The 11,484-nt window shown below is 44.9% G+C and carries 7 protein-coding genes and 2 pseudogenes; 4 read left to right on the plus strand and 5 right to left on the minus strand.

Translation table 11 applies throughout. The features are described from left to right. Positions 1 to 84: 84 nt before the first annotated feature. The 5 genes and pseudogenes from K3T83_RS04200 to K3T83_RS04220 all read right to left on the minus strand — a co-directional run bounded on the left by K3T83_RS04200 (position 85) and on the right by K3T83_RS04220 (position 3,905). Entirely contained in the window at positions 85 to 237 is a 153-nt protein-coding gene (locus tag K3T83_RS04200) for a hypothetical protein (protein ID WP_220201723.1), read from the minus strand. A gap of 247 nt (positions 238 to 484) precedes the next feature. After that, positions 485 to 928: pseudogene (locus tag K3T83_RS04205) on the minus strand (IS3 family transposase); the annotation flags it as partial. A 109-nt stretch (positions 929 to 1,037) separates the two neighbouring features. After that, positions 1,038 to 1,847 carry a TniQ family protein gene (locus K3T83_RS04210; protein WP_220201724.1) on the minus strand — a complete coding sequence of 270 codons (810 nt, stop codon included), beginning with the start codon at positions 1,845 to 1,847 and terminating at the stop codon, positions 1,038 to 1,040. Next, positions 1,847 to 2,539, minus strand: a complete 693-nt coding sequence (locus tag K3T83_RS04215; RefSeq protein WP_220201725.1) for a hypothetical protein — start codon at positions 2,537 to 2,539, stop codon at positions 1,847 to 1,849. The genes K3T83_RS04210 and K3T83_RS04215 overlap by 1 nt, the downstream gene beginning before the upstream one ends. Positions 2,540 to 2,753: 214 nt before the next feature. Beyond that, positions 2,754 to 3,905, minus strand: a pseudogene (locus tag K3T83_RS04220) (IS3 family transposase). A gap of 358 nt (positions 3,906 to 4,263) precedes the next feature. Between K3T83_RS04220 and K3T83_RS04230 the strand changes: the two are divergent. The 4 genes from K3T83_RS04230 (at position 4,264) to K3T83_RS04245 (ending at position 11,449) form a co-directional block, all read left to right on the plus strand. Further along, positions 4,264 to 4,917 (plus strand): HAD hydrolase-like protein, encoded by a 654-nt coding sequence (locus K3T83_RS04230; protein ID WP_220201728.1) that lies wholly within the window; start codon positions 4,264 to 4,266, stop codon positions 4,915 to 4,917. Positions 4,918 to 5,291: 374 nt separating this feature from the next. Then, a complete protein-coding gene (locus tag K3T83_RS04235) occupies positions 5,292 to 5,837 on the plus strand; it encodes an adenine phosphoribosyltransferase (protein ID WP_220201729.1) in 546 nt (181 codons plus the stop codon). Positions 5,838 to 5,891: 54 nt separating this feature from the next. After that, positions 5,892 to 6,515: a GTP cyclohydrolase II gene (locus K3T83_RS04240; RefSeq protein WP_220201730.1), complete on the plus strand. Its 624-nt coding sequence runs from the start codon at positions 5,892 to 5,894 to the stop codon at positions 6,513 to 6,515. Between the two features lie 383 nt (positions 6,516 to 6,898). Next, entirely contained in the window at positions 6,899 to 11,449 is a 4,551-nt protein-coding gene (locus K3T83_RS04245) for a WD40 domain-containing protein (protein WP_220201731.1), read from the plus strand. Positions 11,450 to 11,484: the final 35 nt, after the last annotated feature.

Genomic DNA, 11,484 nt, shown 5'->3' on the forward strand with positions numbered 1-11,484 from the left:
ATTTAATTCTGATGGTGGAGGCTGTATAATTATGCTGGTAGCAAAACAAGCAACAAAAAAGGAAAAGAGTGCATTTTCTTACTGTCAATCCGCAAATTCAGCGGCTTTCGGCTGCTTTGTGTTGGTTGCCTGCTTACCAGCATAACCCACCATCAGAATCAAATAATTTACAAGCACAGCGACGAAAAGGGTTCTATCAGATGACGAGAGGCGAGCCAGGAGGGAAATGCCGCTCACAACGGCTCCTGTAAGCGCGAAGCCACGATGCAGGTCTGGGTCCTAGCTCATAGAGAATCGACCCTGCTGCGTTGTCCGTGCCATGTGCTCCACAGGATGGCTCGTGATGAACGCCGACCAGGACTGCCACGCTCACGAAAAAACAGCAGGAAGAGCAGAGAGATAGATAATAAATTGCAAAATATATTGAGATGGTGTTTTGATGAGGGATAAGCGTATCATCTCACTCGTCCCGAAGTCGCTCAGTAAAAAGTGCTAATCTCGCTTCATCATATGATGAGTAAGTAATCTCTCCTACACATTCATCTTTTAACGTGCCGAAGAAACTCTCCATAGCGGCATTATCCCAGCAATTGCCTTTGTGCGACATACTTGATTGTATTCCAAATCTTTGTAAACATGCCTGGTAAGCTCTTGAAGTGTACTGACTTCCTCGATCACTGTGATGGAGCAATCCAGCTTTGGGGCGACGGCGGGCAATGGCTTGATTGAGTGCCTGCTCTACCAGCTTCTCATCACAACTGCTTGACATGGACCATCCTACTATCATGCGTGAATACACATCCAAAATCACTGCCAGATAGAGCCATCCTTGCATAGTTGGAATGTAGGTAATATCTGTGACCCATTTTTTGTTCGGCTCTTGTGCTCTAAATTCCCGATGGAAGAAATTGGGTACGACAGGGTGAGAGGTGGTAATTCACACGAAGGTTAGGAAGAAATTGAGTGGGAGATAGGCTCGATTTCCTAACCTTCATGTAAAAAATTTCACACCAAGGTTAGAGGGAATAGGGCATATTTTACTCGTTCTTCAGTTTTCTCTTTTGCAATCGAGCTGCCCGATCCGTCCAGTCTAAAATACTTTGCGGCGAACGACCTCGTTGTGCAAGCAAGGTCACAAGCTCACTCAGTGGTATCCGTTTGCGTGTAGAGCCGGTCATCAGTTGTAGCGCAGAACGCAGGATCTCCACCGATCCTCGCGAGAAGAAGAACTCATACCAGGTAAGCATGCTCCGCTCCAATTCCACGCGTGAGAGATCTGCCCCGATCCAGGCCAGTTCAGCCCAATCTAACCCACAAATGTGGCAGGTGAATGGCCGCGTCTGTGGCTGAAAGAGTTGGAGAGATGCTCCGCATCGGCACTGTGAGAGCAAAGTCACCTGATGTTGAGGGCAGTGGGTAATATGTGGCAAGGCTAAGGTACGTCGAAGTATCCGAGCCTCCGAGAGACAGATCGGACAAAGATGAAACGTAAATGATGATCGGAGCAGTCTGGGATGCGGCCTCTCTTTATCATACAGGCGCAGTAGTTCGCTGTGATAAGTCGTGGTAAGAAGGGTCGTTGTGGGAATTGAAAGCCGTTGAGCAAGGTAATCAAGATTCAACGAGGAAGGCTGGATCAGCACCAGGTAAGGATTTGCCGTTCTCCAACAGCGGTGAAATTTCTCTGGACTGGCAGCGAGCAAATGGGTCAGTGTTGTTCGGTTCCCCCAATGGTTCACCTCATCACAGCGTAAAAGCAACCCTGGTAACCATTCATCAGGCATGGGTATAACGCGATGTGGGAACATGTTTTGCCAAGCGGCCTCGTTGAGGAAAGTCTTTTCCATCACTCTCCCTCTTGTTCCCAATCCTCCTTTCCCCAGAAGATGACCTTTGGGTCATGGTAGAGATGATACTTGACCAGATCGAGCACAAGCAAACAGAGGGAAGGAACATGATTTGATGGCAAACGTGGATAGGAGTGCATTCTGGGAGAACGACGAGGAGGATGTTCTCTCTCTCGAATGATCTCCTCTTGCCATGCATTCACCACCGCAAGAAAGGCTTTTTCCATGAGAGTCGGCTTGCCGCAAAAGAAAAAGTACTCGTAGCAGGAAAGGAGTTGGCGTGTTACGGCAATCCGCTCAGGAGTCGGAGCAATTCTGGGAAGATCAGTCCAATCTCTTCCACATGCACCACAGGTAAAAGGCATGGTAGCCGGGTCAAAAATACGTAAAGGAGTTCCGCACTGGCAGGTCGAGAGCAGGGTCACTTGATGCCAGGGACAGTAGAGCACATACCGCAAGGCCAATGTCCTTTTGAGGAATCGCTCCTTTGCCAGACAGGCCAGGCAGACCCGAAACGTCAATGACGGTCTCAAATCTCCAGGGAGAGGATGGAGGAGGCCATAGTAGCGAGTCAGTTCGGGCAGATAAGTCGTGTTACGGACTTCACGTACAGGGAGAGCCAACCAGGCCGCTAAGTCCTCGACAAAGCTCTGAGGAGGTACACTGAGGGAAGGGAGAACTGGGACTTTCATTGGAGGGCTTCTCTGTCGAAGCCAAGTAAAAGTTGTCCCACTTGCCCAGCGGTTGACTTCGTCACAGCGCAGGAGGAGTTGAGGTTGCCCCGTTTTCGTAGAGTCTCCAGAGGTTGGAGATGAGGACGGTGAAAAAACGTTTTGACGTAATGTGACGTTGACGTTGTTATTCTACCAGAGAAAATATTCTACGTCAAACGTAACGTAACATTCGTTAATTCCCCATCCGTTCATACTGGAGTGGACTCACGTAACCGAGCGTCGAATGCCGACGAACGCGATTATAATACACTTCCATATAGGTAAACAGTGCTAATCTTGCTTCATCGTGTGATGAATAAATGATTTCTCCTACACATTCTTCTTTTAATGTTCCAAAGAAACTTTCCATCGCGGCATTATCCCAACAATTGCCTTTACGCGACATACTCGCCTGTATGCCAGATTGCACTAAGCATGCCTGATAAGCCTGTGAAGTATATTGACTTCCTCTATCACTGTGATGCAACAATCCTGCATGGGGACGGCGGCGAGCAAGCGCCTGAGCAAGCGCACGTTCTACCAGTTTCTCATCACAGCTGCCTGACATCGACCATCCCACAACCATGCGTGAATACAAATCCAGAATGACTGCTAAATAAAGCCATCCATGTGTTGTTGGGATATACGTAATATCCGTCACCCATTTCTTATTCGGCGACGAAGCGGTAAATTCCCGATTTAAGAGATTAGGAGCAACAGGATGAGTCTTATCTCTTTTGGTGGTCATCATCCGACGCCTTTTGCGCCTGGCACTGAGATCTGCCTCACGCATCAGCCTGGCAACCCGTTTGCGTGCGATTGCTCGTCCTTGATCGTGCAGTTGCTTGTGGATGCGTGGACTTCCATATCGACCTTGATGGCTGCTAAACACCTGTCGAATCTCTTGCGCGATTTGAGCATCTTCTCGTTGGCGCTGACAGATGGGACGCTTGCGCCAAGCGTAGAAGCCACTTTCCGCGACAGCAAGCACCTGACACATCACCACTATCGGAAATTCGTGCTTGTGCTGTTCGATAAATTGATATTTCATTTGGATTCCCGGGAGAAGATGCTGATTGCTTTTTTTAGTATATCACGCTCCTGTTGTACTCTTTCTAACTCACGATACGCGCCGGCGATTTTCTTCTTCTAAGGCAGTTTGATGGCCTTTGCCGGGAAATGCCTCTTCTCCATGTTCCGCCAATTCCTTGCGCCACCCATGAATCGCACTGTCCGAGATGCCCAGCTCCCGCGCAATCTGCGCGATGGGCTTGCCTGATGTTTGCGCCAAGCGCACGGCTTCCTCTTTGAATTCTTTGCTGTAGACTTTTTGGATCTTTCCCATTGATGATCCCCTTTCTGATCTTGCCAGAGTATATCTCAGCTGTGGGGACTCTTTCAAATCGGGTCAATCTCAGCCCGACACAAAACAGCAGAGTAACATAGGCAGCACTTTTTGGGTTCTCTATATGACACATTTCCTGCAATATATTCATGCATCTATAATATTTAGAGCATCTTGACAATCGATTTACCTTAAAGTAGAATGAGTATGAATAATCTACAGAATAGCAAATGAACAAGGGGAGACTTGGATGATTATTTAGTCACACTACGCGGCAAAAGATAAAAATACATATCTGTTAACAGAGTAGATCCGAAGCCAGCAATGTAAAAATAGCAGCCAGACAAGGAGGTTTTTGATGCTGGATATTTCGTCCCTCTTGTTTGATTTAGATGGCACCTTAATGAATGCGAAACCTGCTACTCTGAAATCCTTTACTTATGCACTGCAAAAACTGGGGCAGATTGTACCGTCTATAGAGGACCTTAGCTGGTGTCTTGGACCACCATTGCGCGAATGTTTTGCAACTCTTCTTAATTCAATGGATACAACTCTTTTAGAGCAAGCAGTTGTGTTCTATCGTGAACAGTATGCTCAACTCTATCAGCTTGAAAGCTTGGTATATCCAGGTGTGGTTGAGGCACTGGCTGATCTCAAGCTCAGAGGTTATCCCATGTTCGTTGTTACTACTCAGCCACGTGTCGCTGCTTACAATATATTGCATCACTTTGAACTAATAACATACTTTGATGGAATCTATGGAAGTGAGCTTGATGGTCGACGTAGTGACAAGCGTGAGTTAATTAAGTATACACTTGATCAGGAAATGCTCTCTCCTGACAAAACAATGATGTTCGGTGACCGGAAATACGATATAGTTGGCGCAAAATATAATAGAGTACATGCAGGAGGAATTACATATGGTTATGGCAGCATTGAAGAATTGACTCTGGCGGGTGCCGACCATCTATTTCCTCACCCATACGATATTGTACACTTTCTTGCTCTATAGGCTGCGTTGCAAAAACCTGAGCCGTTAACACTGTTCTGTCAACCCAAATTTGCAATAATGGCCAGATAGAGCGTACAGAAACTGGTAGACATACACTGACCTTGTTTGGCTGACGACTAAACTCTACTACATTAAGAAGAACAAAGGCGTTTCTTGTATAGAAAAGCAGAAATTTGTTCAAATGCCGTTATTATCAGACCGATTATACCAACAGATTGCATTATTACGAACGCTTTGGACGATCAGATTTAAAATTGTTTTGGGAACAGACCAACAATGCTCTTGCATTACAAGGGCTGCTGGGCTTGTAAAGGCTTGTCACGTTTAAGGATAGGTTACCTGTCCGTGACCATCCTGCATTAGGAGATATGGCAATGGAAAATGAGGACAACGACAGGCAAGTGGAAGAATTAATTAGAACTCGCATACGAACCCTTCCCAATTTCCCTATCCCAGGTATTCTCTTCCGAGACATTACTCCATTGATCGGCGAATTTACAACCTTTCAGGAGATAGTTTCTGCACTCGCAAGACCATATAATGGTATAGCTGTGGACTTTGTCGCTGGTATCGAGGCACGAGGCTTTATATTTGGCACCCCGTTAGCACTGCAACTAAAAACAGGTTTTATTCCGATTCGCAGAACTGGAAAACTACCTTTCCCGACAATTGCTACCAGTTATACACAATCTTATGCAAAAAGTGCTATCGAATTACACATGGATGCCATCCAAACAGGGCAAAGAGTTATTGTCGTCGATGATGTACTCTCCAGTGGAGGTACTGCTGCTGCCGCTATAAGTTTGCTGGAGAGGTTAGGTGCAGAAGTGGTTGGAGCAGCATTTGTGATCGAGTTGACAGGCATGAGTGGTCGAGCTAAGTTGAACAGTTATGCGGTTCACACGCTCGCTCGATTTTAAAAGATTTTCGGTGGATCTGTTGCCTTTATCCATAAGCATGAGGAGGGAACATTCATGGTCGACAACGCTGCTGTGAACTCAACTGTTCAACGTCTTGCAGAATTTGTACGCCCAACAGTGTTTGGTGATTTTAACGTTATTTCCTATAACGTCACTGGAAGTTTTGCATTTGCTCTAACACGAGGAGAATTTCCCCAAGATGATCTTCTTGTGCGAATACAATCGCCATGTTTGTTTGGAGAATCCTTTGGTGTGAATTCTTGCGATTGTGCAGCTCAGCTCACAAAAGCTCTTCACGTAGGTTCACAGGAGCCTGCTTTCCTTCTCATCTATCTAAGTTATCAGGAGGGGCGTGGATTGGGGCTGGCTCAAAAGATCACAGCAATTGAAACCGAGGTCAAACAACACGTAGACATGGTCGAAGCTTTTCACCTGCTAGGGTTTCCCCTTGATCTTCGTGAGTACCAAGCAGCAGCAGAAATTCTTAAGAAGCTTAATAGAAAATGTTCTATTCGGCTTATGACGAACAACCCCAAGAAAGTTGCGGGGCTTGAAGAACATGGTATACAGATAACTTCACGTGTACCTTTACTAATAGATCCACCCAACGATGCTTGTCAAAGGTATTTGGCAAGTAAAAAGCACAAGATGGGTCATATCCTTCCCAACATAGAATGAGAAGATCATTCTCTGTGATCATTTGACCTCCAGACTATTTTACATATCAGCTTCACTGAAGGGTTTTACTAGCTAAGGTAGGTGAAACGTGTAAAGCTTCAACCTGATACTTCCTTTCTACACTTGAAAGGTTTAGACGAATTGACCAAAACTCATCTGCAAGAGGAACGTATGGCCTTGTGGATCATCACAAAGTATTGTGGCTGCTCACAATACTTGTGGTATCCAGGCTATACTCATAAGTATTTTAGGTCAATATTTGCGATATTTTCAATATTTAGCAAAATAACAGGCATGATTATATCGATATTTTGAGTGAATAAATATAAATCATAATACTAGAAAGCAGTTTTGTTTTCCATCGAGTGGAAAGGAATATTGCTATGCATGAGGCTATTCAAAACTCAGGATTTCAAGCTCAGATAATTGGGGCAGACGTTCTTCTTGTTACTGTTACTGAAGTAGAGACAAGATCTGTGCTTAACTTGTTCAAAAAGTATGAGAAGCGATTCAGGGGAAATAAGACATACTATGAGCTTGGTATTATCGGAGGAGCAAGAACTTATCTAATGCAAGCGGAGATGGGTCCACTGGGGGCAAATAGAGCTTTTCCTGTCGTATTGGAGGGAATCAAAGTATTATCTCCATTGGCTGTTGTGATAATTGGGCTTGCTTTCGGCGTCAATTCAAGTAAGCAGCGGATAGGCGAGATTCTGGTTTCACGGCAGATCCTCGATTACGAACTACAACGAGTAGATGACGACATCGATGGTAAAGCAGAAATTATTCTTCGAGATCATCGTCCAGAAGCATCGGCACGCCTTCTGGACCGATTTCGGGATGGTTCCTTAAGTTGGGAAGGGCCAAAGGCGCATTTGGGGTACATTCTTTCAGGTGCGAAACTCAGTGATGGTCAGGATTTCAGCGATCAACTACGTAAACTCGAGTTGGAGGCAATTGGCGGAGAGATGGAAGGGGCCGGACTGTACGCTGCAGCGCAACGTAACAAAGTTGACTGGATAGTTGTCAAGGCGATTTGTGACTGGGCTGACGGTAAAAAGTATAAGAATAAGCACCTGCGACAGAAAAAGGCTGCTGATAATGTTGCGAATTTCGTAGTCCATGTGTTGAAACAGGGTGGGTTTAGTACTGGAGTATTACCAGATGGCCAGTATAGGACAAGTATGAAAAAGAATGGCAACGACGAATTTGCCTATGATGTGTTTGTTTCGTACAGCTACGAGGATCGACCCTGGGTACGTGGTACATTACTACCAACCTTAGAAGCGCAGGGATTGCGTGTTTGTATTGATTTCCGAGATTTTGTGGCAGGAACACCTAGTGTATCCGAAATGGAACGAGTAATTCAGTCAAGCCGTAAAACGTTACTTGTTCTAACGCCAGATTATTTAAAAAGTTCTTGGTCTGAATTTGAGTATTTGATGCTACTAACACTTGATCCGACTAACTTAGAGCGCCGACTTATTCCGCTGCTTAAGGCAGAATGCGACCTACCATTGCGTATTCGCTATCTCACTTATGTAAGTTTTACTGAACCTGAAGTTCAAAGTATATCATGGACGAAGCTATTGAATACTCTAGGAGTGGTGTCTAAGAAAGAGCCAACGACCGAGATTGCTTTAGATGAGAGCGCTTCTTTCTGTAAAGAAGACCGAGCTGGGACAATAAATACTGAGATTTTTTACGGGCGCAAAGAAGAGCTTGCACGATTGATGCATTGGATTATAGATGATGATAGCCAGGTTGTGGCGCTGTTAGGCATGGGAGGGATTGGCAAGACATCGCTTGCTGCGAAGTTAGCAGAACGCATTAAAAATAACTTTGATTACTTTTTTTGGCGCGATATCAAAAATGGGCCGCTCGTTGAAGATGTGTTAGGAGATTGCATTAAATTTTTAGCTAATCAGGAAAAGACCGGTATTCCACACAATGTAGATCAAATGCTATCAATGCTTTTTGAGTACTTGCGAAAGTACCATTGTCTGTTAGTACTTGATAATGCTGAGTCCATCCTTCTAGGAGGGGAGCGGGCAGGTTATTATAGAGAGGGGTATGAAGGGTATGGAGAATTGATTAGGAGAATGGGAGAGACTTCGCATAAAAGTTGTCTATTGATAACAAGTCGAGAGAAGCCAAAAGATCTCGCCTCACTGGGGAACAAAATCAAGTCAATGAGATTAAACGGCTTAAGCCAAGTTGAAGGAAAGGAACTTCTCAAAAACAAAGAGTTATTTGGAACAGATGAGGGATGGATAACCCTTGTCAATAGATATACCGGTAATCCTTTAGCATTAAAGATTGCGGCCATGTATATACAAGAGCTATTTCATGGCGACATCGATAGTTTTCTGGTACAGAACTCTTCGATCTTTGGAGATATTCGGAATCTTTTAGATCAACAGCTTGATCGTTTAACAGAGTTAGAGGAGAGATGTATGCATTGGTTGGCGATTGAACGTGAACCAATGCTATTGAATGATTTCAAAGAAAATATAGGAGGATTATCAACAGGTGAATTATTCGAAGCTTTAGGATCTTTACAACGACGGTCAATGATTGAAAGTAGCGGAATAGCTTATTTCACACTCCAGCCAGCAATTATGGAGTACATTACTGATCGTTTGATAAGGAGAATCGCTCAAGAAATAAATACTGAGGCGATTTCATCGTTTAAGAATTATGCTCTCATGAAGGCTCAGGCTAAAGATTATATTCGGGAGAGTCAAGTTAGACTTATTCTAAAACCAATTGCAGATAGATTACGATCTATATCGAGCAAAAAAAGTATTGAGGACAAGCTCATCAGAATTTTATCCAGGCTTCGTCAAGATTCTCCCTTGATTCCAGGATATGCTGGTGGAAACGTGCTTAATCTATTTCGTCAGTTGAAAACTGATTTTAGTAACCATGACTTTAGTTATCTGACTGTCTGGCAAGCATATTTACGGGATGTACGACTACATAGAGTAAATTTCACTCACTCTGATCTTACTAACTCCGTTTTTACTGAAGCATTTGGTAGCATTCCTTCAGTAGCATTTAGCCCGAATGGGAAACTATTGGCAGCTGCAACAGCCAATGGAGAGATACGTTTATGGCAGGAGGTGGGTAGTAAACAAATACTTTCTTATGAAGGTCACTCTGATTGGATACGTTCAGTAGCGTTTAGTCCGGACGGGAATATGCTTGCAAGCAGTAGTAGTGATCAGACAGTAGGAATTTGGGATGTTTATACTGGGCAGCGCCTTAAAATTTTACAAGGGCATAAGAGCCAGGTATGGTCAGTGGCCTTTAGTCCTGATGGGAATATTCTTGCCAGTGGAAGCGATGATCAAACTGTGCGCCTGTGGGACGTTCAAACGGGGCAATGTACAAAAATTCTGAAAGGACACACAGGCCGAGTACGCTCAGTGACCATCAGCTTCGATGGGAGCATCATCGCCAGTGGTAGCGGTGACCAAACTATACGGCTATGGGATCTCCATACTGGAAAGTCCCTGATGACTCTGCAAGGACATACTCGTCCCATATGGTCAGTGGCCTTTAGTCCTGATGGGAATATTCTTGCCAGTGGAAGCGATGATCAAACTGTGCGTCTGTGGGACGTTCAAACAGGGCAATGTACAAAAATTCTGAAGGGACATATTAATAACGTATGGTCTGTCAGTTTCAGCCCCACTGAAGCTACTCTTGCAAGTGGTAGCCATGACCAAGCTGTGCGGTTGTGGGATATTCGTACAGGGCAATGTCTCAAGATTCTGGAAGGACACACTAATTGGGTAGAATCCGTAGCTTTTAGTCCTGATGGGAATATTCTTGCCAGTGGAAGCGATGATCAAACTGTGCGCCTGTGGGACGTTCAAACGGGGCAATGTATACGAACAGTCCAAGGGTATACGAACCCGGTGTGGTCTATTAGTGTCAGTCCAGACGGTAAAACTCTTGCGAGTGGTAGCAGTGACCAAGCTGTGCGACTGTGGGATACTCGTACAGGGCAATGTCTCAAGATTCTGGAAGGACACACTAATTGGGTGTGGTCAGTGGCCTTTAGTCCAGACGGAACTACTCTTGCTAGCGGAAGCGGTGATTGTACCGTGCGCCTATGGGATGTTCGCACTGGTCAATGCCTCAAAGTTCTGGAAGGACATATGAGCCGGGTAAGATCAGTGGCCTTTAGTCCAGACGGAACTACTCTTGCTAGCGGAAGCGGTGATTGTACCGTGCGCCTATGGGACACTTCTAGAAAACAGTGCCTTAAAACTATGGAGGGACATACTAATTGGGTGGAGGCAGTAGCTTTTAACTCAGATGGAAGTATACTTGCCACTAGCAGTGATGATCAAACTGTGAGGTTATGGAACATTCACACTGGAAAATGCCTTATTCTGGAGGGGCATACTGGCCCGGTGTGGTCGGTGGCCTTTAGCCCTGATGGAAGTATACTTGCCAGCGGTAGTAGTGATCAGACCGTGCGGCTATGGGATGTTTATACAGGGCTGTGTCTTAAGAGCTTAGAGGGGCATTCCAATACGGTGCGAACAGTAAGCTTTAATATTGATGGGGGAATACTTGCTAGTGGTGGTGGTGATCGTACTGTTAGATTATGGAATGTTCATACAGGGCAATGCTTCAGGAATTTGCACCTACACTCGAACTCAGTAAGGTGTGTAACATTTGATTCCAGTGGTCAGATACTGATCAGTAGTAGCGAAGACGAAACTATTAAACTTTGGGATATGAAGACAGGTGAGATTTTAACGTCGTTGAGAAGCGCTAGGCCTTATGAAGGTATGAATATTAGTGGTGCTATTGGATTAACTCAAGCGCAGAAGCTTACGTTAAAAGCACTAGGTGCTGTGGAGGAGTTAGAAAAGAAGAGCTATTCGCAGCAGAACTCCATCACGAATGAATAGAGAGGAACTAAACAAGTTGGCAATCTCACATGTCA

Source organism: Reticulibacter mediterranei (assembly GCF_016587455.1).

Coding starts and splice junctions, on each gene's coding strand:
- K3T83_RS04245 (WP_220201731.1), top strand. CDS start 6,899: ATGCATGAGGCTATTCAAAACTCAGGATTTCAAGCTCAGATAATTGGG.
- K3T83_RS04210 (WP_220201724.1), bottom strand. CDS start 1,847: ATGGAAAAGACTTTCCTCAACGAGGCCGCTTGGCAAAACATGTTCCCA.
- K3T83_RS04235 (WP_220201729.1), top strand. CDS start 5,292: ATGGAAAATGAGGACAACGACAGGCAAGTGGAAGAATTAATTAGAACT.
- K3T83_RS04240 (WP_220201730.1), top strand. CDS start 5,892: ATGGTCGACAACGCTGCTGTGAACTCAACTGTTCAACGTCTTGCAGAA.
- K3T83_RS04230 (WP_220201728.1), top strand. CDS start 4,264: ATGCTGGATATTTCGTCCCTCTTGTTTGATTTAGATGGCACCTTAATG.
- K3T83_RS04215 (WP_220201725.1), bottom strand. CDS start 2,539: ATGAAAGTCCCAGTTCTCCCTTCCCTCAGTGTACCTCCTCAGAGCTTT.